18 protein-coding genes, 7 pseudogenes and 1 riboswitch are annotated in these 24,062 nt (G+C 57.1%); of the genes and pseudogenes, 17 read left to right on the forward strand and 8 right to left on the reverse strand.

Going from position 1 to position 24,062, the window contains the following annotated elements; genetic code table 11:
* Window positions 1–52: 52 nt before the first annotated feature.
* Both NXC14_RS22775 and NXC14_RS22780 read right to left on the reverse strand, forming a co-directional pair.
* Window positions 53–1,378 (reverse strand): pitrilysin family protein, encoded by a 1,326-nt coding sequence (locus NXC14_RS22775; protein WP_085780365.1) that lies wholly within the window; start codon window positions 1,376–1,378, stop codon window positions 53–55.
* Window positions 1,375–2,748 (reverse strand): pitrilysin family protein, encoded by a 1,374-nt coding sequence (locus NXC14_RS22780; protein WP_245362208.1) that lies wholly within the window; start codon window positions 2,746–2,748, stop codon window positions 1,375–1,377. Before NXC14_RS22780 ends, NXC14_RS22775 begins: the two co-directional genes overlap by 4 nt.
* 507 nt (window positions 2,749–3,255) lie before the next feature.
* Between NXC14_RS22780 and NXC14_RS22790 the strand changes: the two are divergent.
* The 6 genes and pseudogenes from NXC14_RS22790 (at window position 3,256) to NXC14_RS22805 (ending at window position 7,095) form a co-directional block, all read left to right on the forward strand.
* Window positions 3,256–3,950 (forward strand): annotated as a pseudogene (locus NXC14_RS22790) (nitrogen fixation protein NifQ).
* 240 nt (window positions 3,951–4,190) lie between these two features.
* Window positions 4,191–4,370, forward strand: a pseudogene (locus NXC14_RS33980) (transposase); the annotation flags it as partial.
* 83 nt (window positions 4,371–4,453) lie between these two features.
* A complete protein-coding gene (locus tag NXC14_RS33985) occupies window positions 4,454–5,155 on the forward strand; it encodes a hypothetical protein (protein ID WP_338049873.1) in 702 nt (233 codons plus the stop codon).
* The gene (locus NXC14_RS33990; RefSeq protein ID WP_338049861.1) at window positions 5,152–5,559 is read left to right on the forward strand and encodes a hypothetical protein; all 408 of its coding nucleotides are present in this window, start codon (window positions 5,152–5,154) and stop codon (window positions 5,557–5,559) included. Before NXC14_RS33985 ends, NXC14_RS33990 begins: the two co-directional genes overlap by 4 nt.
* A 186-nt stretch (window positions 5,560–5,745) precedes the next feature.
* Window positions 5,746–6,054: pseudogene (locus tag NXC14_RS33550) on the forward strand (hypothetical protein); the annotation flags it as partial.
* 49 nt (window positions 6,055–6,103) lie between these two features.
* A pseudogene (locus NXC14_RS22805) lies at window positions 6,104–7,095 on the forward strand (IS481 family transposase).
* Between the two features lie 276 nt (window positions 7,096–7,371).
* Here NXC14_RS22805 and NXC14_RS22810 read toward each other — a convergent pair.
* From NXC14_RS22810 to NXC14_RS22820, 3 genes and pseudogenes are all read right to left on the reverse strand, one after another.
* Window positions 7,372–8,349 (reverse strand): LysR family transcriptional regulator, encoded by a 978-nt coding sequence (locus NXC14_RS22810; protein ID WP_085780368.1) that lies wholly within the window; start codon window positions 8,347–8,349, stop codon window positions 7,372–7,374.
* A 400-nt stretch (window positions 8,350–8,749) separates the two neighbouring features.
* On the reverse strand, window positions 8,750–9,778 hold the full coding sequence (locus NXC14_RS22815; protein ID WP_085780369.1) for a helix-turn-helix transcriptional regulator: 1,029 nt from the start codon (window positions 9,776–9,778) through the stop codon (window positions 8,750–8,752).
* 267 nt (window positions 9,779–10,045) lie between these two features.
* Window positions 10,046–10,743 (reverse strand): annotated as a pseudogene (locus NXC14_RS22820) (HoxN/HupN/NixA family nickel/cobalt transporter); the annotation flags it as partial.
* A 72-nt stretch (window positions 10,744–10,815) separates the two neighbouring features.
* Between NXC14_RS22820 and NXC14_RS22825 the strand changes: the two are divergent.
* A pseudogene (locus NXC14_RS22825) lies at window positions 10,816–11,419 on the forward strand (nucleotidyl transferase AbiEii/AbiGii toxin family protein); the annotation flags it as partial.
* Between the two features lie 547 nt (window positions 11,420–11,966).
* On the opposite strand, the gene NXC14_RS22830 reads toward NXC14_RS22825, so the two are convergent.
* Entirely contained in the window at window positions 11,967–12,305 is a 339-nt protein-coding gene (locus tag NXC14_RS22830; protein WP_085780370.1) for a hypothetical protein, read from the reverse strand.
* A gap of 763 nt (window positions 12,306–13,068) precedes the next feature.
* Here NXC14_RS22830 and NXC14_RS32610 point away from each other — a divergent pair.
* From NXC14_RS32610 to NXC14_RS22860, 6 genes and pseudogenes are all read left to right on the forward strand, one after another.
* Window positions 13,069–13,191: pseudogene (locus tag NXC14_RS32610) on the forward strand (4-oxalomesaconate tautomerase); the annotation flags it as partial.
* A gap of 169 nt (window positions 13,192–13,360) precedes the next feature.
* Window positions 13,361–13,486, forward strand: a riboswitch (TPP riboswitch).
* A 93-nt stretch (window positions 13,487–13,579) separates the two neighbouring features.
* Window positions 13,580–14,608: a glycine oxidase ThiO gene (gene thiO / locus NXC14_RS22840; protein WP_085780372.1), complete on the forward strand. Its 1,029-nt coding sequence runs from the start codon at window positions 13,580–13,582 to the stop codon at window positions 14,606–14,608.
* A complete protein-coding gene (gene thiS / locus NXC14_RS22845) occupies window positions 14,605–14,802 on the forward strand; it encodes a sulfur carrier protein ThiS (protein WP_085780373.1) in 198 nt (65 codons plus the stop codon). The genes thiO and thiS overlap by 4 nt, the downstream gene beginning before the upstream one ends.
* 1 nt (window position 14,803) lies before the next feature.
* Window positions 14,804–15,577: a thiazole synthase gene (locus NXC14_RS22850; RefSeq protein ID WP_085780374.1), complete on the forward strand. Its 774-nt coding sequence runs from the start codon at window positions 14,804–14,806 to the stop codon at window positions 15,575–15,577.
* A 218-nt stretch (window positions 15,578–15,795) separates the two neighbouring features.
* Window positions 15,796–16,467, forward strand: a complete 672-nt coding sequence (locus NXC14_RS22855; protein WP_085780375.1) for a transcriptional regulator — start codon at window positions 15,796–15,798, stop codon at window positions 16,465–16,467.
* Window positions 16,468–16,589: 122 nt separating this feature from the next.
* On the forward strand, window positions 16,590–17,180 hold the full coding sequence (locus tag NXC14_RS22860; RefSeq protein WP_085780376.1) for a hypothetical protein: 591 nt from the start codon (window positions 16,590–16,592) through the stop codon (window positions 17,178–17,180).
* A 353-nt stretch (window positions 17,181–17,533) separates the two neighbouring features.
* On the opposite strand, the gene NXC14_RS22865 is transcribed toward NXC14_RS22860, so the two are convergent.
* Together NXC14_RS22865 and nifA are read right to left on the reverse strand one after the other, a co-directional pair.
* The gene (locus NXC14_RS22865; RefSeq protein ID WP_085780377.1) at window positions 17,534–17,971 is read right to left on the reverse strand and encodes a protein psiB; all 438 of its coding nucleotides are present in this window, start codon (window positions 17,969–17,971) and stop codon (window positions 17,534–17,536) included.
* 1,050 nt (window positions 17,972–19,021) lie between these two features.
* Window positions 19,022–20,749, reverse strand: a complete 1,728-nt coding sequence (gene nifA / locus NXC14_RS22870; RefSeq protein ID WP_085780589.1) for a nif-specific transcriptional activator NifA — start codon at window positions 20,747–20,749, stop codon at window positions 19,022–19,024.
* A 283-nt stretch (window positions 20,750–21,032) separates the two neighbouring features.
* Between nifA and NXC14_RS33995 the strand changes: the two genes are divergently transcribed.
* From NXC14_RS33995 to NXC14_RS22885, 4 genes are all read left to right on the forward strand, one after another.
* A complete protein-coding gene (locus tag NXC14_RS33995; protein ID WP_348630261.1) occupies window positions 21,033–21,398 on the forward strand; it encodes a hypothetical protein in 366 nt (121 codons plus the stop codon).
* 76 nt (window positions 21,399–21,474) lie between these two features.
* Entirely contained in the window at window positions 21,475–21,756 is a 282-nt protein-coding gene (locus NXC14_RS34000; protein WP_338049858.1) for a nitrogen fixation protein NifQ, read from the forward strand.
* A 1,079-nt stretch (window positions 21,757–22,835) separates the two neighbouring features.
* Complete coding sequence (gene nifH / locus NXC14_RS22880) at window positions 22,836–23,729, forward strand: nitrogenase iron protein (RefSeq protein ID WP_040140722.1); 894 nt, start codon at window positions 22,836–22,838, stop codon at window positions 23,727–23,729.
* Window positions 23,730–23,818: 89 nt separating this feature from the next.
* Window positions 23,819–24,043: a DUF269 domain-containing protein gene (locus tag NXC14_RS22885; RefSeq protein ID WP_085780378.1), complete on the forward strand. Its 225-nt coding sequence runs from the start codon at window positions 23,819–23,821 to the stop codon at window positions 24,041–24,043.
* Window positions 24,044–24,062: the final 19 nt, after the last annotated feature.

Genomic DNA, 24,062 nt, shown 5'->3' on the forward strand with positions numbered 1-24,062 from the left:
GGCGGCGACCCGTCATGCCTGCACCGCAGCAGCTAAAGCTATGGAAACCCTATTATCCTTCAATTGATTGACCCACGACCATAATTGCTGGATTGGCGTGGAGCAGCCTCTTTGCGACCGAGCCCACGTCTTCGACAGTTACGGCCTGGATCAGCTGCTTTCGGCGCTCGATAAAGTCGATGTCTTCATCTCGCTCCTGAATTTCGACCAGCGTGTCCACGATTGCGCTGGACGAGTTTAGACACTCGATCGCGTAACTGCCGATGACCTCTTTTTTCGCCGCTTCCAGCTCCTGCTGACTTACGCCTTTCTCTGCCATCTCCCGGACTTCGGCACGAATGATGGAGAGCATCTCAGCGGCGCGATCTGGACTTGTCCCCGTAGAGATCCGGAGCATAGAGCTGTGACTGCTGTTCACGAGGTGCGATCTGATATTATAGGTAAGCCCCCGCTTTTCGCGTACTTCTTTCCAAAGTCTCGACATGAACGAGCCTTTGCCGAGTATTTGGTTCATCAAACAAGCTGGGAAGAACTGAGGATCCTTGACGGCTATCCCAGGATAGGCAAGGCGCAGCCCAGTCTGGGGCAGGTCATACGGAATATGTATTTCCCGCCCCAATCTAGGGGCCGTTTCCGACACGGCCACCAGGGAGGGTGTGGCTGGCAACCCGGCGAATATCCGATCCAGATCATGCTTCAGGGTGCTGGCGTCGATTGCGCCCGCCACGGCGATGGTGAGGTTGGCGCGTGCGAAAAGCCGCTTATGCAGTGCCTTTAGGTCGGCGGCCGTGATTGTGGCAAGAGTTTGCTCGGTTCCCTCGGCCTGCCTGGAATAGGGATGATCGCCATAGAGCGCCTTTTTCCAAGCGCGCCTTGCCACAACGTTTGGATCCTTTGCATCCGCGATGATCCCGGTGACCATCTGCGCGCGGACGCGGTCCAAAGGTGCTTGGTCGAAGCGCGGCTGCTCGACGGCCAACTGGAGCAGGTCAAACGCAGGGTCCTTCTGGTCGGCAAGCACTCTCATGTAGCCGTAAACTGCATCACTTCTAGCCCGGAACCGCATCTCAGCATCAGCATCGTCCAACCGGTCCCGGAACACTTCACTGCTAAGATCCCCAGCCCCTTCGTCCAACATCCAGGTCATAAGCCTGACCTGGCCTTCCTTACCGGAGGAATCCTGCGTGGTGCCACCCTCGAACGCGAACAGAATGGTGACGATCGGCAGTGAATAATCTTCCACCAGCCAGGCCTTTATCCCTCTCGTTGTCTCGACTTTCTGTATCGCCGGGGCGGTGCGGCGCGGCGCCGCAACGTCCATATTGCGCCCGGCGAGCGGTTGTTTGGGGCTTTCAATCGACGTGTTGAGTTTTGTCATTGGCATTTAGCTCCCGAAACGGAAGTTTCACACGGCAGCAGGTATCCCGTCACCGAATGGTCAAGATTAAGGTACTTCCGGGCAGCTGACTGCACGTCTTTCGGCGTCACTGCACGGATCCTCAGGGGCCAGGCGTGTAAATCGTCTACGGTGCGGCCGGTCGTAAGCGCCTTGCCGTAGAGCATGGCCACTCCCGCCGGGCTGTCGCGCCTAAATATCATCGAGCGAATCAAGTGGCTCTTCGCCCTTTCCAATTCGGGACCGGTCACGCCGCCTGCGATAATTTTTTCAACTTCGTCGTCGATTGCGTTTTCCACCTCCTCGATCGTCGCATCGCCGCGCGGCGCGCCATAGACGCCGAAGCTCGATGGATCGAGCGATGTTCCGTTGAAATAGGCGCCGGCCGTGCCGGCTATCCCTCGTTTGACCACCAGTTCTTGGTAGAGCCGGCTGTGCCATCCTCCGCCCAGAAGTTCCGACAGAAGATCAAGCGCTTCCGCCTCGCCAGGCTCGGAGCTTCCATAGGAGGTCGTTACCCATGATTTTTCAAACTCTGGCACAGTCACGCGTGGATCGGTGAGCACAATGGTTCGTTTCGTATCTTGCTTCGGCTCCTGCGGCCTAACCCGCGGCGGCAAGTCTCCGCCCCGTGGTATTGCCCCATAGGTCTTCTCCGCCAGCTTGCGCACCGTTGTTGAATCCACGTCGCCCGCCACCACCAGTATGGCGTTGTTCGGGTGATAGTAACGGTCGTAAAACGCTAGGGCGTCCTCACGATTGAGCTGTTCAATCTCGTGCATCCAGCCGATCACCCGGATGCGGTAGGGATGGTTCTGATAGAGAGTCGCTCGCAGCGCCTCGTCAAGACAAGCATGAGGCTCGTTCTCATAGCGCATGCGCCGCTCTTCCCGAACGACCTCGCGCTCCGGTGCAACCACTTCATCCGTTAGAAGAAGATGCCTCATTCGGTCGGCTTCGTACTCCATCATTGTTCCGAGGGCTTCTGGCGTGACCATCTGATGATACGCGGTGTAGTCGAACCCCGTGAAGGCGTTTTGCCGGCCACCGATTTCCGCGACCCTTGCGTCAAACTCGCCGGCCGGGTGATTTCTCGTGCCCTTGAACATCAGATGCTCTAGAAAATGGGCGATGCCGGATCTCCCCGGAGGCTCATCGGCGCCGCCAGCTTTATACCAGACCATGTGCGTGACGATCGGCATCCGGTGATCAGGTATGACGACCACCTCCATGCCGTTATCTAAAAGAAAACTTGCTATCTCGGGGCCGCGTCGCCAGTCCTCGGAGGCCGTTGCTGCTTCCAGGGTCCTAGAAGCTTGCAGCGGACTGATCTGATCCATTCCTGTACCCATTAGCTTCTCCTTAGGACGAGATCGTCAGGCCGAGTATTTCCTTTGGCCGAATTTTCGCCGATACCCGACGTGCCGATCCATGGGCAATAAATGTGCCAAAGCGAACCAAAGGGAGACCTCCTTCAGATTCAAAGGGAGAATGCCGCTGCCTATCCGCCGCGTCCCACTCCACTCTGCGCCATTGCGGAAGTGAAGCCGTGACTGGTAGTTGCCTCAGGTCACCGGAATGTCCCCTATCCGCGTGAAACAACCGTGACCTCGCCGTTCGACTTCATCGTAGATTGTGGTTCGCGATTATTCTCGTAGCCAAAGCTGTGTCGGGTTTGTCCGCTTGGCGACGTTTGATGTCGGGATCGGCTCTCGGCTCCAGGGCGATCAAGCGGTTGAATTGCGCCCTGCAGCTCTCGCATGCTCAAGCTGGCACAACTTTTGAATGTTCGCCTTGCGACGGTCGTGTGGTCAACGGAGTTCGACCAGCGGAAACGGGACGAGAGCACCATCCCAAACATGTTTCAAATTCAGGTTTCGACGGTAGCGGTACCAGCCGCAGGCTCTGCACGTCAGATCAGCAGAGCCGACGAAAAGTCAAACAGCTATAAAAACTGCCTGACGGCCGGCCACGCCAGATGGACCTGAAGTTGAGTTTTGGTGACTATGTACTCTATTGCGTTTTTTCGCGCGCACTTGAAGAAATCGAGAAGGGTATGACGACCGCGACCGAAGCAACCGGACTTTCCCTTGCCGAGCTGCGAGATATGCCAACCCATAGTTTGCCCGCAGGGCTCATCCACGCCTTAGCCGGGGAAGAGGCGACTGCTTCCGCGCCTGATGCGGAGGAGGAACTGTTGCGCGATATGCTCTTAGCGCATGTGCGGCCAGGCGACCTGGAAGGCGTCCGTTTTGCTAAGATCATTGCCCGGCGTTGCTTGCGGGAGGACCACCTTTGGCGGGAGCTCGGCCTCCTTCGCCAAGCCGAACTAAGGCGATTGCTCATTGAGCATTTTCCGGTGCTCGCGGCGGGCAACATTCGTAAGATGAGGTGGAAGAAGTATTTTTATCGCAGGCTTTGCGAGGCTGAAGGCTTTTCCCTTTGCCGCGCTCCTAGTTGCGAGGAATGCAGCGATTTCAATGAATGCTTCGACCCTGAGGAAACCGATGGTCTTTCTACAGACGCAGATTTCGTCATACACGAGGGCGATTGACCGTGAAGGCCACCACCTCGCCAACTACTCTCTAAATGTTTGGACCGTGCAGCGCAATATACCAATGCCCTATTCCCGGGGATGAAGGTAAGCCCCCGGTGGGGCTTGCAATTAGCCATAAGTGGTTGACTCGGTTACGAAAGCTTTGCTGAAATCTTGAATCGAAAGATTCACCTTTGATTCTGTGCCGAGCACCTGATTCTTTTAAGGCGGTGCTTTATGTCGGTTCGAGACGATGTAATGGCTGATAATGACGGCCATTGGAGCAAGCAGGAAATAGACGTGGGGTCTTTCAAGGATGTTCGCCTTGCCCGACGCTGCACAGAACTTTTACGACAGCTTGGAGAGCATATGGGCGGCTCCATTCCTTTCGCCTGCCAGGACTGGGTCAACACAAAAGCCGCTTATCGGTTTTTCTCCAACCCGAATGTTGAGGAAGGCGATATCCTCAACGGTCATTTCGCCGCGACCGCTCAACGCTACGATGCTTCAATGGTCCGATCTTGGTGCTCCAGGACACGACCGAGTTTACCTATCAGCGCCGCAATCCGCATGCAGTTGGCTTTACGAAGAGCGTCAACAGTGGCCGTGACAAACAGGAGCGGCTGCGCCACCATACGGTCTGCGGTATTTTGATGCATTCGAGCCTTGCGGTGACCTTGGATGGGCTGCCCTTAGGATTGGCGGCCGTCAAGTTCTGGAGCCGCGACAAGTTCAAGGGTACGGCTCAGCTCAAACGCAAGATCAATCCGACACGTGTTCCGATCGAAACCAAGGAGAGCATCCGTTGGCTTGAAAATCTGCGCCAATCTGTCGGGCTTCTCGGTCAGCCAGACCGATGTATTCATGTAGGCGATCGCGAAAGTGATTTCTACGAGCTCTACTGCCTGACCAGGGAGCTTGGCACGCACTTCGTTGTGCGCACGGTCGTCGATCGCCTCGCTGGCAGCGGGGATCACACAATATTGGCTGAAATGCGCGATGTTGAAACTGTTGGCCGGCATCTCATCGAAGTTCGCGCCGATACTGATGAGGTCACCAAAGTCCACCTGAATATCCGATTCAAACGGATCCGGGTGCTGTCGCCCATCGGCAAGAAGAAGCGATATCCTGCCTTGGATCTTACCGTCATCCACGCGGTGGAGCCCAACCCTCCGGCCGGCCGCAACGCATCGAGTGGAAGCTACCGACTGATCTTGAGGTGAATAGCTGCGAGGAGGCGGTCGAAAAAATCAAATGGTATGCGATGCGCTGGAAGATTGAGGTCTTCCATAAGATCCTTAAGTCTGGCTGCCGGGCTGAAGACGCAAGATTACGAACGGCCGAGCCACTGGCAAACCTCGTCGCCGTGTTCTGCATCATGAGCTGGAGAGTGCTCTGGTTGACGATGCTCGCGCGCACTGCGCCCGAAACACCACCGACCGCGGCTTTCACCGAACAGGAAATTGAAATCCTCGATCAAGTGGTCAGCAACGCAGGCAACCGGCACGCTACGCTGGGATCGCTAAACTTCTGTCTCATCAAACTCGCTCGTTTGGGTGGTTACCTTGCAAGAACATCAGACCCGCTCCGGGAAATACGGTCGTCTGGCGCGGCCTCAGCCGGCTGACAGACATTCGCCTCGGAACTGAAATGGCAGCGACACTCAAATGTGGGTAATTGCAAGCCGGCGAAGGCCGCCTTGCGAGGTTGATGCAAACATCGGAAGTCCTAGTGCAAACGCTAGGAGTAGCTTATGACGAAGCATCCCAATTGAAGTCATCACCTCTGTCGAGCGCCGTCGGCGCTGGTCAGCGGCTCGGTCACGTTCGAGGGCGGCGCGGTTATCCCGAAGGGTCATCTCGAGATTTATCTCGAAGACACCGCCAGTCAAAATAATCCGCGACGTCGCGCCTCGGAAACGCGCATCAGAAGCGACGGCGAGTCCAAGGTGATAGCATTTTCCCTGCCCTCGACCGCAAGCTCAGCTGCTTCGCCGACGCTGCGGATAGTTGCGCGCCTGGAGCGTGCGGATGGTTGGCGGGTGGCGCGGGGCAGCACGCAGCTCAAGGCGGCTTCGCCTGTCAACGTGACACTCAACACCGGTGTTGTATTAGATGTTTGATCCCAGGCTTTGATGGGGCATCCTTGTCTTCCGAATCAAAGGATGCGTTATGGGCCAGGTTCTTCATGGGAGCGCCACGACGACAGAGGCAGTCCGTCGAGCGATACAACATAGTCAAGAGAGCCTGAGGACGCTTTCGAAGCGTTATGGGATCAATCAGAAGACCGTCGCCAAGTGGCGGAAGCGGTCCTCTGTTGCGGACCTTCCGACCGGCCCGAAAGAGCCTAGATCGACGGTGCTCTCCGTCGAGGAGGAGGCTGTTATCGTTGCCTTTCGCCGGTATACGCTGCTGCCGCTCGATGACTGCCTCTATGCACTACAGCCGACGATCCCCCATCTTACGCGGTCGTCGCTGCACCGCTGCCTGCAGCGCCACGACATCGGCCGCCTGCCGGATGTCGACGGCGACAGGCCGGCAAAGAAGAAGTTCAAAAGCTACCCGATCGGCTACTTCCACATCGACATTGCCGAGGTGCGCACCGAACAGGGTAAGTTACACATGTTCGTTGCCATCGATCGCACCTCGAAGTTTGCCTTCGTCGAACTGCACGAGAAGGCCACCACCGCCGTCTCGCGCGAGTTCCTCCTGCGCTTGATTGCAGCCGTCCCCTACAAGATCCACACAGTGCTCACCGACAACGGGATCCAGTTCACCACGCCCGGCGCTGGAGGCTCCGCTGTGCCGCTGATCAAAGAAGCAATCGCCAATGGCGAACGTTTCCGGGCCCATGCCTTCGAATACACCTGCGCCACCAATGATATCGAGCACCGCACCACCAAGGTAAAGCATCCATGGACCAACGGTCAGGTTGAGAGAATGAACCGAACCATCAAGGATGCCACCGTCAGACGCTTCTACTATGAAAGCCCGATCAACTGCGCCAGCATCTTGCCGACTTTGTCGCCGCTTACAATTTCGGCCGCAGGCTCAAGACCCTCAAGGGTCTCACACCCTACGAGTTCATATGCAAGGCATGGGCTTCACAGCCCGAACGTTTTATCATCAATCCGCTCCACCAAATGCCGGGACCAAACATCTAGAGGGTGAAGATCAATGACAGACGGGAGAACTCGTCTCTAAAATCGATACCGACGCTGACCGCCTGACTTGCGGGTAGACACTGGCTAACAGCTGCCGGCCTTGCTCCACCAAACTGACGCACCATGAAATCCGGTTAAAGAGATCGATCTGCGGATGATCGCGCGTAAGAGCCCTGGGACTTGGGGCAGGCGGCGTCCTCTTTGGGGAACGGGTGTATGCCGCCAAGCGGTGCCATTTTGCCCGTTTTTATCTCCAACCCCGATGAAGTTCGCGGATCAAAGATGAGCTGGACAAAACTCGTGCTGGTCCGGATTGATGAGAGACTCGGCGATAGCAAGCGGCGAAACCATGCGCGACGCTTCCTCCACCAACATCTCTCGGATCCAGAGGCTTGCCGGATCACTCGTGTGAAGCGCATGCCATTGAACGGCCTCGACGAATGGCAGGTGCCGGGGCAGGGGAAGCTTAACGATCTTGAGCGGTATTGTTTTTGCGAAATGCCGCGCCAGCCGCAAGGGCATGGTCCCTATGCGGTCTGTATCCGACAGCATTGGAGGAATTAAACTGTAGCCGTGTACGACGACGTCGATCCGTCTCTTGCCACTGTGCTCGAGCAGATATCGTTCTTCGATCCCCAGCCTAAGGGTGCCGCTAAACCCTACGACAACGTGCCCCATCGACATGTATCTCTCGAATGTAAGTGGCTCTGACAGCTGCTTGTTCGAGCCACAGCCCACACACACGTGGATATCGTCGAAGAGTTTCGATCGAGGGTAGGCGTTCGACATGAATATTTCCGGAAGGATTAGCAGATCGACCTCACCGCGACGGAGGAGGTCCTCACTGTCGTCAGCAGGAGGCCTAAACTCGAAGCTAACGCCAGGAGCTTCCCTCGCTGCGCGCTCTATAATCTTCTCAAAGAAAACGAGTGTGACGTAATCGGAGAGGATGACCCTGAAGCATCGGTCCGATTTGGCCGGGTCAAAAGGCTCCGGGGAAATGATAGAGAGCTGGATGTGGAGAAGAGCTTCCCGGACCGCCGAGGCGAGCCCTTCCGCACGCGGCGATAGCACGAGCTCTCGGCCAGCCATTATAAAGAGATCATCGCGGAAATAGGTGCGTAACCGGGCGACGGCGGCGCTCATCGCCGGCTGGCTTAAGTTAATGCTGCGTGCCGCCGCCGTGAGGTTACGCTCGGTCATCAGGGCGTCGAGCGCGACGAGGAGATTTAGGTCGAGGCCTTTGAAACGCATGTATCTTCCATAACGTGGACGTATCCTGCGTTCGTCATTAGTAATATAAATTGGCGGTTTCACAGCACTCAAACCGGTACCGGGACTTTCATGCGTGAATTGGATATTGAACGCGAATCTGCATATTCCGGGGTGGGTTAATCGGCATGGGTGAGAGTAAGCCCCCCGCTCCGCAAATCGGTGCGACGTGAGGCTAGATCGCTTCCGTTGCCCGAACACCCGCATGTCGGCAGAGGATCAGCTGTAGAGGACAAATTGTCGACTACATGAGCACCCCAGTGATTGACGCTGGCGACATCAGCGGCACAATTCGATCATCCGACGGCGCAGGCGCCTATCTAGGGGCATGGCGCGTTTCCCACGCGTGCACACCAGTCGTCCTTTTTGCGGTGTGCCTTCGTCATCCGACATTACCGGCGGAGCTACGAGAATGTGATCCGCAGATGCGTCTTCTGGTTTCGGACGGATTTTCTCCATACTGTGCTCTATAGACTGCAGAAAACCTGCCGAACTGAAAGAACCCCCATTTCAGGCAGATTTCGCTCAAAAGCATATGGTTCTCTGGATCGAGCAGGTCCTCCCGCGCTGCGCGTAGTCGAAGCATCTGTAGATAGGCTGCAGGCGTTGTATGTTTGAACGCACGGAATCCCGCTTCGAGTGCTCTGGTGGAAACCCCCGCTGCAGCTGCCACCATCGGCATTGTAATGGGCTTGTTGATATTGGCGCACATGAACTCGATCCCGCGGCGCACATGTCCGGGAGCAATCATGTGAGGCTTCTCATTCAGCAGATGCGACAACCGATGAGGAACCATCCTTATGACGATGTCGGCGAGTGCCTGCGTAATATGTGCCATAGCTACAGGAGACTGAGTGAGGGGGCCATTATCGCGTATTCCGTCCATCACCGCTTCCGTGATATTGCCGATTGTCCTACCAACTGGCGTCGACAGATTCACTTCTGGCAGCAGGTCGAGCGAGCCACTAAACGGCACATCGAAAGTTTCTCCTATCGTCCGTTGGATCAACGACCAATTAAGCACCAGCTCGTCTATCAAGTTGGATTGACCCTGCATTGCGATTCTGTCACGTTCGAAATTCCTGTAGAGAAGCAATTTCCCTGGTTCGGCCTCGGCCATACGCGAGCCGTACCCGACCCCCATGCCCCCTCTGCGTGGCACTACGATCGATAGGTGCTCGGTCGCGCCGGAACACCACTGAGCGCGGAACTGAAACCCTCTTTGATGGTAACCAGTAATCAATACTGCGTTCTCACAGGCCGATAGATCGATCGCCCAATGGAAGCCTTGAGCACGACCGACGAGCTCGGCGTCGAATGTGCCAAAAACTCCTCCTAGGCTTTCGATCATGCTATCGAACGTTGAGCCACGATATCGAAAAACTGCATCACCGGCGCTATTATTCATCATGAATTCTCCAGGTTCAGTAATGGTGCTTTGTCGCTCCTGCGGGATATCTAGAGCTCATTTCCATCAATTTCGATCTAATTCGCCGAGTGGGAACCGCCCACGAACTGCGACAGCGGGTTTTGGCGTGAGGCTGAGCGCCAATACAGCACCCCCATAACACCTGCTGAGCAAATCCCTTGCTCGATGACAAGCGATCTGCTTGCCACATTGAACCGACTGGACCCTGGAGATCGTCTTAAGTCCCCTCGTCTTAGGGCGCACTCGATGAATGCGATCATAGCCTTTCATGCGATAGATCATCCTCGAAAAGAACCAGCTTGCGACGAAGATGCCCACGACGATTACGCCGAGGTTTTCGAGATTGTCGTTCAGTTTAGCGGCCGCCTCCCAGAAACTGCCCTGTAGCTTGAGCTCGGATATCAAGGCGAACGCTTCTAGGCCGCCGATGAACATCGCGACAATCCCCGAGACGGCGGTAATCGTCAGATTGTACCAGAGCTTGCGGACGGGGTTCATAAGGGCCCAGCCGTAGGCGCCTGTCATCAGAGCGCTGTCCGTCGTATCCATCAGCGACATGCCGGCTGTGAAGAGGATCGGGAACACAAGGATGGTCCAGAACGACAAGTCTTGCACGGTCTGCGAAACCGAAATGCCCAGCAACGCGATTTCCGTGGCGGTGTCGAACCCGAGGCCGAAGAGAAAGCCGATCGGATACATATGCCACGACTGTGTGACCACCTTGAAGGTGCCGCGAAAAACGTGCGCCAGCATGCCGCCTCCCGCCAGGAGCGCATCAAGGTCCTCATCGACATTTTCTCACCGCGTTGCGCTCGCGAGAAGGCGCCCCAGATGGTTTTCAGGATGGTGATATTGGCAATTCCCATCACCAGCAGGAACAGTGCTGAAACGGATGTGCCGATTACGCCGCCAATGTTGTGGAAACCCTCAGTCTGGCTCTGCATTGCATGGAAACCCGGTAGCCGTGATCTGACTCCTGGGGCGACGTATTCTTCGACAGGGCCTCGTTTTCCGGAATGAACGGTGTGCAGATCAAGATAGAGGTGACGCCTGTGATTCGTGGCTGCGTCTACGCTCCTGAAACACGAGCAGTTTGCGACCGAGTGGAAGAGCTCTTCGGCTATGCCGAGGTTCCTGTCGTGTCCTTCCCGGACCTCTATGCTGGCAAGATCGTCGCCGCCTTGGATCGGCAGCACCCGCGAGATCTGTTCGACGTCAGGGATCTCCAAGCGAATGAAGGCATATCTGATGAGCTGCGGCGCGCCTCTACATCCTGAGCAACAACAGGCCGATGGGGGAGGTCTTGGCGCCGACGCGCAAAGACTTGCGCCAGGAGTTTGAGGCGGGGTTTGCCGGCATGACGGAAGAGCCCGTGACCCTGGAGGCGTTGTACGATGCCCGCAAATGCCTCCAGATCACCGTTTTCTCCTCTCGGCCGGCGAACCTGACTGGGATTTGCTTGGAGTGCCTGGAGCGACAGAGCTGCCAGCAGTGCGGTGGAAGGTCGACAACCTGGTCAAGCTCTCGGAGGACCGGCGCGAAAAGCTGTTGTCGGATCTCGGGCGGGCCTTGCGATATGAGATAAGTAAGACGCGTGGGGGAGGCCGAAGTGAAACGGAATAGGGCAAGGGCGAAGACCTGGAAAGTGTGCTCCGCAGCGGCTGGCTCGCAGACTGCAGAGCTCGCCATGTGGAGTCCACGAACCGCCTGGTCGCGCGAATCCCGCCAGCGGCGACACCGAAGCCCGATCAGCGGCTACCGCTGACGATCGATCTCGAAGAGCTGCATTGGTTGGACCCGCTAACGGGAACGGCAATTCGCGACTGATCCGCATGGAAGGCAACTCCCGGCATGCAATCTTCTCCCAGCCCTCCCAAGGGCACCTTGGCTGCCGTCGAACGGGTCTCGACGGCAGCGCCTTTAGCTAAGACGAGATTTCACTGTCGAGATCGAGCGCGCTCGCCTCACAATCGTGAAATCCCCTCGCGGCGCAGATCGTAGAAAGTAGATCTTTGATATCCAGCAACCTGAAGGCGCACGTAAAAATTGGCCACTTGAGGGGGCAGCGCGTCAGCTGCCGACTCGCGGATTATCCAGGCAGTGATCGCCCTAAGCCAAGGTTACACGGTTTGAGGGCCGGCTAGCCGCAAGTCCGGTGACAAATTCGGCGTTAAGCCGCCTTGGCGAATGCGATCCTCTTCACTTCGGCATCGAGGTAGTGCAGGAACTGCTGTTGGCGTATAAGTTGATCGCCATCGAGCCCGCCGACGATCAATCGTTCGGCTTCCTGGCGCCCGGCGGAAATTGAACGCCATCGGGATTCCGCCTCGACTGGAGCCATTAGCCGAGCATGAAGTTCAGTCTGCCAGGTTTGACCCAGGTCGACCGGCATGAGATCAGGACGCTCAAAATAGATTAGCCGCAGCGCTAGGCGGCGATATCGCTGATCCTGAAAATTGTGTGCCAAGGCCGCCTTTTGCTCCCAGCGGGCACTGTGAAACTGTGCCATGAGAGCCTTGCCTGCGGCGGCGGAAATCCGCCTTGGTAGAGTTGCTCTTGTGCGTGGGGAGAGGGCGGATATACCTTCTCAGCTGCTTGCGCGGCCCGGCGGAGTCTTTCTTGAAAGGACCGGTCTTCCCGGAGGCTAGTGACGGGTTCGAGTACTTCGCCTATGTCAAAGGGAGCAAAGTGTTCGGGCAGCGCGTCGTAGAGTGCCCAAAGCGTTGGCGCGGCATTCGTACGCACCGTTACAATCGACCGCTGGGGTGACTTGCACAGTACAACAAGATCATCGTCCGAAAGCCTGCCGGGCAAGTCAAGGTCGGCAGTGAGATCAAGACAATATTGGCGTATCGCTTGCTCGCTATGTTGTCCAATACGGGTAACCAGGCGTGTGCGTCCTCGGCGCCGGCGATGGCTTTTTGGTGGACATGCTGCAACAGGAAACCGCAGCCGAACGAGACATCGCGGCCGTTAGGTACGCCGTCGCAAGGGAACGCTAGTGGGCGGCGAATTCTGTGGACAGGCGTTATGCCTCGGCGTCCGATTTGCAATTGACCAATCTGAGCAGGGTCGGCCGGTTCAGATCCCTTCGGCAGCCAGCTTCTGGGAAGAAAACTTAACGCGGCACCACAGTTTCAGAAACAATCCTAAAAAACTCTGCTTGAGTGCGGTTGGCATCCAGTTGCCGCGCAAGGTTAGGCCGATAGGCCGGGCCGTGTGTCGCAAAGGCCGCCAAGCTCGTCACAGCGCCTGCAGACGGCCGCTACCTGGTCGAACATCCGACAGGTTCGATGGAGGTTTTCCTCAATATCGACGACCGCGGGTCGATCATCGGGGCAGGGACAATCAGGACGGCGAGGAAACTGTTTGATGGCACTGTGTTTGCCCAGTGAGCTATCGTCCAGCTTAATGACTTCTCACGCCGGCCTTCGATTGTCTGAGTGACAGTCGGCAGACTCAATCTCCGCGCGTAAAAACTTCATGCTCCAATTCTTCTTGGGCCGAGACGAAGATCTGTAGGCCTTGGCTTGACAGTGTCGCTGCTGTGGAACTAACTTTCCCGCCTTCACCAGGGAGCCCGGCAAGGGGCTGAGATACTGCTGAACAACGCGGCCTACCGGTTGTGGCGCAGTGACCCGTTAACCTGATCCAGTTCATACTGGCGTAGGAACGGTGCGAGCGCTCGATGGTGTGGATTCACGCGTGGAATCGATGCCGAGGTCTTTCCATCTTTCCGGCTGACTGACTGGGGCTCCAACTCTCAACTTGGAGCCTGAAACCATGAGCATTGCCGCAAAGAACCCCACCCCGTCTGTCACCGCCGGCCCGTCCATTTTCGTCAACGGGGCCGGCGTTGCCGGCCTCACCGTGGCCTGGCAGCTGTACCGCCACGGCTTCCGCGTCACCCTTGCGGAGCGGGCCGGCACGGTCGGCGCCGGGGCCTCCGGCTTTGCCGGCGGCATGCTGGCGCCGTGGTGCGAGCGGGAAAGCACGGAAGAACCGGTGCTGACGCTCGGTCGCCTTGCCGCGGACTGGTGGGAGGCGGCACTGCCGGGCCATGTCCATCGCCGGGGAACGCTTGTCGTGGCGGGCGGGCGCGATACCGGCGAACTCGAGCGCTTTTCCCGCCGGACAAGCGGATGGGAATGGCTGGACGAGGCGGCAATCGCAGCCCTCGAACCGGATCTCGCCGGCCGCTTCCGCAGGGCGCTGTTCTTCCGGCAGGAAGCGCATCTCGATCCGCGGCAGGCGCTCGCGGCATTGGCCGCAGGACTTGAGGACGCCCGAATGCGACTGACGTTGGGCGTCGTCGGCGAAGCGGAGGTTGATCATGACCGGGTGGTCGACTGCACCGGTGCCGCACAGATCGGCCGGCTGCCTGGATTGCGCGGCGTTCGAGGTGAGATGCTCTGCGTCGAAACAAGCGAGCTCAGTCTCTCCCGCCCCGTCCGCCTGCTGCATCCGCGCCACCCGATCTACATCGTGCCGCGGGACGAAAACCGCTTCATGATCGGAGCGACGATGATCGAAAGCGACGATGGCGGCCCGATTACCGCCCGTTCGCTGATGGAGTTGCTGAATGCCGCCTATGCGATGCATCCTGCCTTCGGCGAGGCACGGGTGACGGAAACCGGCGCAGGCGTGCGGCCGGCTTATCCTGACAATCTGCCGCGGGTGACACAAGAGGGACGCACTCTCCATGTCAACGGCCTCTACCGCCACGGCTTTTTGCTGGCGCCGGCCATGGCCGGCGAGGTGGCGCGGCGTCTTCTCACCGACCAAGGACAACCGGAAAGGAGGCCCTCATGACCTTCATCATCAATGGCGAGGAACAGGAGGTCGCGGCCGCGACGCTGGCAGACCTGCTTCTCGCTCTGGACTACGAAGGCGGCTGGATCGCAACTGCGGTCAACGGCGAGTTGGTGCACCGCGAGGACCGCGCCGATTTCAGGCTCGGCGAAGGCGACCGCATCGAAATTCTCTCACCGATGCAAGGAGGCTGAGATGCTGAAAGTTTATGATGTTGAAGTCCGCTCCCGCCTGCTGCTCGGCACCGCCCGCTACCCGTCACCCGCCGTCCTTGCAGAAGCCGTGAGACGCTCGAAGGCTGAGATTGTCACTGTCTCGCTTCGGCGCGAGGCCGCCGGCGGCAAGGCGGGTGGCGCCTTCTTCGAGCTGATCCGCGAGCTTGGTGTGCGCGTGCTGCCGAATACCGCCGGATGCCACAGCGTGCAGGAGGCGGTGCTGACAGCGAAGATGGCGCGCGACGTTTTCCGCACCGACTGGATCAAGCTTGAGGTGATCGGTCATCAGGATACGCTGCAGCCCGATGTCTTCGGACTTGTCGAGGCGGCTCGCATCCTGTCGGGCGAAGGCTTTCAGGTCTTCCCCTATACGACCGACGATCTTGTCGTCGCCGAAAAACTGCTGGATGCAGGCTGCCGCGTTCTGATGCCCTGGTGCGCGCCGATCGGTTCCGCCATGGGACCGGTGAACCCGATGGCGCTGCGGGCATTCCGAGCACATTTTCCGGATGTACCGCTCATCGTCGATGCCGGCATCGGCCGCCCGTCTCACGCCGCCGCTGTCATGGAATACGGCTATGATGCCGTTCTTCTCAACACCGCCGTTGCCGGCGCTGGTGATCCCGCCGCCATGGCCGAGGCCTTCGCGCTTGCCATCGATGCCGGCCGCATTGCGCATGGCGCCGTGCCATTGGAGCCCCGCGACATGGCCGTTCCTTCCACTCCCATCATTGGAAAGGCCGTCTTTTCATGAAGCTCGACCCTTTCTACTCATGACAGCGCCGAATGGGCCGAAGGATCTGAACTAGTCCTCTCGGGTTTTGCTTTCTCGTTTCAGGAGGAACATCACTCTACCCCAAGAAAACTTGCAGCAGGCAAGTCGGGGGGTATGGACTGGCAGTCCGACAATCCCTATTCCTGGTTATCCAGCATATCGCCAAACCTTTCCGTGGATTCTCCAAGGCTTCTTAATTGAAAAAAATGCAACGCACTTTTGCCGTCGAGTACAAAACCGGCAGACGAAAACTCGATTCCAGGTCAAACTCGATTTGGGGCAACGTGGATCTGAAGTCCGTCGCCCGCGACCTACAGGAAGAGGCAATGCCGTATCTGTCAGATGGCTCTCAGAGTAGCAAATCCGACAGCGAAATGTCTCTACCGGAACAAGATCCGGCGGCGTCGTTGTTGACACAGCCTCCCGGGCCGTTGACAACTGCAACAGTTACACAGGAGATGAGCATGGCCGACGAGACTGATACGACAACCAAGGCCGATGGACCGACCGTTGTCGAAACCGCTACTGCACCGAAACAGCGTAAACCCCGCGCCAAAAAAGCTGCGGCACTCGAGATGTCTTCAGCTGAGGCTACGGCAGAGCCAGCAGCTGGTGTGAGCGGCGACAGTGGTAGGAAGAGAAGAGGGCGCAAGGCAAAGGTGACCGATGCCGCGGCGGTCGTCAAACGTACACCTGTGCGACGTGCTCCAAAGGCTATAGCGACCACCTCGGCCGCGCCGATGGTGGCGATCGACGAGATGGCAGACCTCTTGCAGTTGGAAGAGGAAAATCAGCGACTGCGCAAGCTTCTGGCTGAAAAACTACGCGCTGAAAATACCGATCTGCGCAAGAGGCTCAAGCTCGATTGATGTGAACAGCCGGTCAATCGCCGGCCGCTTTCCATGCTTCTTTTGAAGTGCCTTTTCATGGCGGCGGATGCTGTTGCCGGAACTCGCAGCCTGCCGGCTGAATTGAAAGCGAGGTCAAAGAGATGGCGTCTCCCTGGAAATTTCTTGCCCGACTGGTATCACCGGGACGCGAACGAAAGAGAGAAAACGGCTCGACAGACAAAGCTACGCCGGACGCGTTGGCTATTGCCGCTCCAACTGGAACGCCTGCCGAAGAGAGTGTGAACGGCGCTGATCGACCGGCACGCGAACAGCGTCGTGATCAGTCCGCTGCAATTTCCGCAGAGACGGTGCGTTCCGAAGCCGCTGTACGCGATGACCGCTATGAAGTCGACCGCGAAGACGCCAAGATCGTGGAGGCCGCAAATCCAGCTCTATCTGGTGGTACTGGTATTGACGTCACCGCTGCACATGATGCTACGGAGGTCAATCGAGATGTCGAGGTTGTATCGCACAAGCGACGAAGTCGCGGCAAGGCGGTCGCGATTGGGAACGTTTCCGAGGTCTGCCAAGTCATCCACACTGCAGACGAGGTGAACCTCGATGAAGAGATCATGGTGCTCAGGAGTCAGTTGGCCGGAAAGCTGAGGCTGCAAAACGCGCAGCTACGGAAAAGGCTGGAACGGTTTGATCGACGAGACATTGCGGCGCTTTGCCCTTTCGAGCAGGATTGATTGCAAAGCGAGTTGCGATCGGGGATACATGCATGCCTCTCAGCGCGCGGTACTTTCGGATGCGGTGACCAGAACCTCCGATAGGACAATTCGGTATTTTCCCAACCAGCTAAAGCGTTCGAAGGCAACGCCTGCCCCGACTTCCGTTCAAAGCGCATGGTAAGCGGACGGATCGGGTGAGACCGAGGAATAACGAATAGCATTAGCCGCGGCATTCGCGTCGAGCCTATGGCATCGGGATGCGGCGAATTTGTGATGCGTCAAACTTTGCGCTTTGTACCGCCGCGTTCGCCACTGTCGCGCATGGGGCAATCGAGTTATCTCCTGGACCCTCGCATTCATGATTGCGCGTCTCACAGGAGCAGCGGGGAGCGGCAATCAATACGCACTTGCAGGCTTTCCAGTGCTCCTGCAAGAACGAGGCCCTTTGGCGCCATTTGGTCGGCCGGAACAAAAACAGGGTCAAGCACCGGCCGGCAACATTGAAAACGTCGGGCTGCCTCCGTCATTGTTATCGACGGGGAGCAATAGGGTTGGCTACCGTTGCCTCCCAAAAGCGCGATCTTCCCGGCAAGAGGCGTCGGGTAACCGTCAAAGATCGTAAATGCGGTTAGCCCAGCCCGTAAAGCTTCTTCCTCAAGAAATAGCGAGTGCATGTCATCGAAGCGGATCATCTGAATCAGATCACTGCCAATTAAGTTGGAGATCGCTGCAATGCTGTTTCGATCAGAAAGCTCAGCGGCGCGAAAGATGGCAGTTTCTGACTCCAGCAGATATACGCAATTTTTCATATTCTAGCCTTCTAAATTCTTGAAAGAGTACGTGCCCAGATTGCTTTGGCAAAGCGATGCGGCTCATGTGCCAACTCGGGATAGCGACAACGCGCGGCAATATGCTGATTTCGTGTGCTGTGTAAATGGCGTCTGCGCCAATTTGATTTGATTTGTTTTTATGCGGCCACGCCATGTCCATGGTGAAAAGCGTGCATCTAGTTGAAATTACTGGTATATATGATGTTTGTCGCTTGATGTACACCGGCCTCTGCGCCAAGTGGCGCGCCAAAAAGGTCCGGGTAGTTCGGCGACGGACGCACTCATCCTCAGCTGAATTACCATGTGCTGTGTGCCGCAACCCTTACAGTTGCGCTTGGTCTTAGGGCGTCAACGGCAAGGCGGATAAAGCCCTTTCGCATTTCGTCGTTATCCAAGACGCGGATGATTTCAGCCCGATCACCGATCGGGTTCCAGGCGGATTAGCCTGCAAAACATGCGAGAGGGGAAGGGACAGATTCTTATTGCGGATCTCGGTGGGAATCGGCGCGCCTGCTATTTAAGTGCTGTGGCGATGGTTTCCGTAGTAAGAGGAGCTGGGTGGGTCTCCGAATTTAGCCTGAGGAGTACCGAAGCGCGATATGGGGCAACTCCATATGAAGCCTTCCCAGTAGTGACGGTTACGGCGAGAAATGTGATGTCAGCCACGAAGCAAGTTCATTTTGTGGTCGCCCTTCGCCGTTCGTCGCAGCTTTGTTCCTCGACACTGATAGACAGGCGTGTGCTCTGTGGGGGCCGGCAGGGGAATGCCGGACGGTTTCTGAGTGGCACTCAGCCGCCCGACAGGTTCTCCCTCTCCTGCATCCAGGCTGCCCGATCCGGCGCCGCAGGATGAGGATCGAGATCGTGTGCACTTTGAGGTGCTGCGACAGAGATTTTTAGGAAATTCACGCGTTCACAACGTGAGCGACATTTCGCTCGTTGAACCCGCTCCGACACAGGGTTGCCACGATCTCGACAAAGACGAACAACGAGTTCGGCACTTCAATTTGAGGTACGGTATCACGCTACTTAGAATTTTTTCACTTCGATTTGATGTTGGCGCAGAGCATACCCGATCTGGCGCGGCGTGAGGCCGAGCATGCGAGCCGCTTTGGCCTGAACCCAACCAGCCTTTTCCATCGCGTCGATCAGGCGATCGCGCTTTGTCGCGCACGGTGACATTGTTGGGCGAGCCGGATCATTCGAATCGCAATGTTTGGCTACCGGAACCTCTGTCGTCGAGGTGTCGCGGGGCTCGGTCGAGGACGGCAAAAGCATCGGCATTGTTTTCGCCGAGGCTAAATTGTCGATGGCACTAACGCCACCGGGACTTCCCTTCCAAAGACGTGAAGAAAGGCACTGACCTTTCCGACACGCAAAATCCGACGGCACGATCATTGTTGAGTGCGCCAAGGTGGCGGTCCTTCGGACGCAATTTTCCAGTTCACGGACGTTCCCTGGAAAGTAGCATTGCGAGACCAGATCTAGCGCCGGCGCCGTGAAGGCGAGCTCACGATTGTTTTCGCTGTTGAAGCGGTCGAGGAAAATTTTTGAAAGTCGTTGGATGTCCCCGGTGCGCTCTCTGAGCGGCGGTAAGACGATTGGTACCACACTGATGCGGTAATAAAGGTCAGCCCTGAACTCCCCATTGGAGATGGCTGCCTCAAGGTCCTTGTTTGTGGCACAGATTAGGCGGACGTCGACCTTGAGCGTCTTGGTTCCACCGACCCGTTCTAGTTCGCCTTCCTGCAAAACGCGCAACAGTTTAGCTTGAAACGCCGGCGAGATTTCGCCTATTTCGTCAAGTAACAGCGTTCCGCCATTTGCCAATTCGAAGCGACCAGCTCGCTGCGAGACAGCGCCTGTGAAGGCACCCTTTTCATGCCCGAACAACTCCGACTCCAGCACGCTTTCAGGCAGTGCGGCGCAGTTCAGTTTGACGAAAGCCTTCTTCCGGCGAGGGGAAAGCTCGTGAATTGCTTGGGCAAAGATTTCCTTTCCGGTCCCGCTTTCGCCTCGCAGAAGCACGGTGGTATTCGTCATTGCAACGGCAGACACGATATCGAGCACTTGCTTGAGCGCAGGGCTTTCCCCCGCGATAAGATTCATCCCGACAGGCGGGTGCGCGCCCAAGTCGTTTTTTTGTGCGGCTTCGCGCTTCCGTCTCGGCTGAATGACCTGCGTACCGCTCGAGTTCAGGGTCCGATGAAATGAAATAGTTTGCCCGACAAGATCGGCGACCATGGTCAGGAAACCAATGTCTTCGTCATGGTCGGCGCCGTCCCTTACGCGGTCGATCCACAATATTCCAACTGTTTCCGGTCCAGCCCGGATAGGAATGCCAATGAATGCAATTGGGACGGCATCGCGGCTCGGCGAGAATTTAAGATTGGCCCGAAATAGCTCGGAATTGCAGGTATCAGGTATGACAAGCACTCGCGCCGTAGTCACGATTTTCTCTATTGCTAGCCGTACATTTCCGGCTCTGGATAGGTGAGGATCTGTAACCCCCGCAGATGCAATGAATTCCGGTTCACCTCCAGCGGGCAGAACGATAATTGCGCCGGAACGTATTCGCAGGAGTGAAGGAAGCGCCTTCGCTACATCAGCTAGCGTTGTCTCCAGCGGGATGGGAGCAGTCAGGAGTTTCGATATTCTGTAAATCCCCCTGAGCAAGAGCTCTGTTTTGGGCATGTTGCTGGATAACTTCGGCAACTGTTCAACTTCATTGGCGCGGTTGCGCAGGACGTTGGCCATTATACCGTACTCCCAGTTGTAGCTCGCACTCCCCTGCAAACCGCTGCTTGCGAATAACTCTCCTACTATACCATTATGATTTATATTTTAAAATCGAAAGTTGGATTTATGACGTTTGCAGCGGTAGGATGTGATTTGCCGTTTCTTAGTTATTTCCAGCTCGTCGTCGCTCCTAACTTCGACGCCGCCCACCACACAGATTCAGGGTTTTCGCATGCTCAAGCTGGTACAATTTCTGAATGTCAGCCTCGCCAAGGGTCATCTGCCCAATTGAGTTCGACCATTGGATAAAGGGAAGACAGCACATGCCAAGTATGCATCAAACCAGATTCCGGCGGTAGCGGCCGCGGGCTCCGCACGCCAGATCAGCGTAGCGGGCGACGACTCAGACAATTATCAGATACTGCCTGACGCCAGGCCATTCCAGATGGACCTGAAGTCGAGTTTTGACGACGATGTACTTTATTGCGTTTTTTTGCGCGTACTCGAAGAGATCGAGGCTGGAATGGCGACCGCGACCGAGGCAAGCGGCCTTTCGCTCGCCGAGCTGCGGGAAATCCCATCCTGCAGTTTGCCCGCAAGGCTCATCCGCGCCATAGCCGGGAAGGAGGCGAGTGCTTCCGCGCCTGATGGTGAGGAGCACTGTTGAGCGATATGCTCTTAGCGCATGTGCGGCCAGGAGACCTGGAGGGCGCCCGGTTTGCTAAGATCATTGCCGGCGTTGTTTGCGTGAGGACCACCTTTGGCGGGACCTCGGCCTCCTTCACCAAGCCGACCTGGAGCGATTGCTGCGCGAGCATTTTCCGGCGCTCGCGGCGGGCAACATCCATAAGACGAGGTGGAAGAAGTACTTTTATCCCAAGCTTTGCCAGGCTGAAGGCTTTTCCCTTTGCAGCGCTCCCAGCTGCAGGGAATGCGGCGATTTCAACGAATGCTTCGAGCCTGAGAACAGTGAAGGTTTTTCCAGAGCCGCAGATTTTGTCACGCGCGAGGCCGAGAGAACATAAGGCCACCGTTGCAAAACCTGGCTTTCCTCAACGACGTCGAACCGAGAAGTCGATGCACTCCTTCCCGAAATTTTGCGACCGTCCGTTGGGCAAGACCGATATCGCCTTTCCATGGATGAGCGACGATGTTGTCGCCGGAGAGTAATATCGGCCGATTCTGCAGCGATCATCGCTCGGGCACGACGGTGGTGAGCTTGGGCATAAGCTTCGCTGCCTTCGGAGGAGCAATGGTGTTAAGATCTGTGACGCCGTGTTATAGATTTGTCGCCACTTTTAGTTGACCGTCTGACCCCTTCAGTCAGTCGGGCTTTCCGAAAGTCAACAAGAGCGCGTATGCTGGCCTCATCCACAGCCGTTAAGGTCATCGCTCGTCTTGCGACCTAACCGTCCTCGTCCAGAAGCATTTCAGAATAGTCGACGAGAGAAAGCTGCGACCCTGCTCGGCTTTTGCTGCCGCGTAGCCGCCCTCTTGTCAAGCACTCTCCCAGCGCATTCACGGACTCAGTCACCATTAACGCATATACCTTCTTATCGGGCACCTCTTCGGCGCACTCCCAAGGAGCGCGCCCTTAGACAATCCAGGTCATCCGACTACGACTGTCAAGGCTGGCAGCATTCCTCTCATGGAAGCTGCACAGCAGAGATTTTTTGCGACGGCAATGTACTGTGCCTTCATAGGCGCTGCTGATTATTGGCGTCAATACGACGCGTGGTGCAAAGCCTAACAGGCCTCTTAAGCCAGATCGATCTCTCTTGGCTGGCGAATGGCACGCTGCCTCTTTCGTGCGCTACGGATCTTAAAAACTCGATCGTTGCGACAGCTGTTCGTTGATCCTGCCCCCAGTGACATCCAAAGGACAATACCCACACCCCTTCGTCCAGGTTTGGCAGCTTGACGACAAGAGTTTGTCGAACCCAGCTTAAACGGCTATGGCGTAAACAGCTGAAAAATTAAAGGTTTGGGGAGTTCGTGCATGGTGCAGCCCGAATGGCACGGGTTTTGAAAGCTGGAATGCGAGGCGGCGCGAGCTGCCGACCTTTTTACTGCGCGACGGATGGAACGAAAGAAGGAAGGCAATATGTCAGATTTGCGTCAAATCGCATTCTACGGCAAAGGGGGCATCGGCAAGTCCACCACCTCCCAAAATACGCTCGCAGCGCTGGTCGACCTCGGTCAGAAAATCCTCATCGTCGGGTGCGACCCCAAAGCCGACTCCACCCGCCTGATCCTGAACGCCAAAGCCCAGGACACGGTTCTGCATCTGGCAGCACAGGAAGGTTCGGTGGAAGACCTCGAACTCGAGGACGTGCTGAAGGCTGGCTACAAGGGCATCAAGTGCGTGGAGTCCGGCGGTCCGGAGCCGGGCGTCGGCTGCGCCGGGCGCGGCGTCATCACCTCGATCAATTTCCTCGAGGAGAACGGCGCTTATGACGATGTCGACTACGTCTCCTATGATGTGCTCGGCGACGTGGTGTGCGGTGGCTTTGCGATGCCGATCCGCGAGAACAAGGCCCAGGAGATCTACATCGTCATGTCCGGTGAGATGATGGCGCTTTATGCCGCCAACAACATCGCCAAGGGCATCCTGAAATATGCCCATTCCGGCGGCGTGCGGCTCGGCGGCCTGATCTGTAACGAGCGCCAGACGGACCGCGAGCTCGACCTCTCCGAGGCGCTGGCTGCCCGGCTCAATTCCAAGCTCATCCACTTTGTGCCGCGTGACAACATCGTCCAGCACGCCGAGCTCAGGAAGATGACGGTGATCCAGTACGCGCCGGACTCCAAACAGGCCGGGGAATATCGCGCGTTAGCCGAGAAGATCCATGCCAATTCGGGCCAAGGGACCATTCCGACCCCGATTACCATGGAAGAGCTCGAAGACATGCTGCTCGACTTCGGCATCATGAAGACCGACGAGCAAATGCTGGCCGAACTACAGGCCAAGGAAACAGCGGTAGTTGCGGCACAATAAAACTGCCGCTGTCGACAGGACGCGTCGGCCCTTGAGCCAGCGCGTCCTTCCCAAGATCACGTCACCCATCTTTAGAAGAGGGCAGATCTATGAGCCTCGACCATGAGAACAACACCGCTCTCCATAGGACGCTTAAAGGGGAAGCCCTGTCGCCGGGAGATAAGTCAAAGGCCCTTTCTGAATGCGGCGAGACCCTGCGCGATGTCCAGCGGTTCGGTTTCAAGACGCCTCGCAAGCTCGCGGAGGCCGGCACGAGAAGGCTCGTTGATGCGTTTGCAGCCATCTCGCCCCATCTGGCCGCGGCATCTGCCTGATCAAGCACCGCTTTCGAGG

Origin of the sequence: Rhizobium sp. NXC14 (assembly GCF_002117485.1) — a bacterium.
In the GTDB taxonomy this organism is placed as follows: Bacteria; Pseudomonadota; Alphaproteobacteria; order Rhizobiales; family Rhizobiaceae; genus Rhizobium.